Genomic DNA, 650 nt, shown 5'->3' on the forward strand with positions numbered 1-650 from the left:
CACAAGCGTGCTAAAAAGCTGATAGCGGAAGCAAACGGCCTAGCGCAGAAAATTCTCAACCAAACTTTTGAAGGCACAGTTATCCAAGTCGACGAGATTGAATAGTGGGCGGATGACATGATCGAAAGTGTATTTATTGATTCAGACGCTTTGCAGTGTGTTTCTGCATTGCGCCAGAAAGATTCTTATTTACTCGAGCATTCAGTAAATGTCGACTGTCTGCTGGTTTCGTTCGGCAAACACTTAGGCTTAGACAAAGATACCCTCAAGCAATGTGCGATTGGTGGCATTATTCACGATGTGGGTAAAATCAAAGTGGACGATAAAATTCTTCACAAGCCAGCGCGTTTAACGCCAGAAGAGTTTGAGCACATGAAGTTGCACCAAGTCTTCGCGGGCCCGATCATCGTTGAAGTGAAAGGGTTGAGCGATGTCAGCCGAGACGTGTGTTTAATGCATCATGAAAAGCTTGATGGAACGGGGTATCCGCGCGGACTATCGGGCGATGAGATTCCGATTCATGGTCGCATGAGTTGTATCGTCGACATTTATGACGCGCTCACCGCTGATCGTTGCTACAAAAAAGGCATGAGCTCAGCAGAAGCATTTAAGATTTTGCTCAGTCTAACGCCTTTCCATCTTGACCCTGA

At 46.2% G+C, this 650-nt stretch carries 1 pseudogene; it reads left to right on the forward strand.

The annotated features are described in order from the left end of the window. Positions 1-650, forward strand: a pseudogene (locus R7E78_RS27500) (HD-GYP domain-containing protein); the annotation flags it as partial.

It is taken from the genome of Vibrio sp. YT-19(2023) (genome assembly GCF_033337395.1).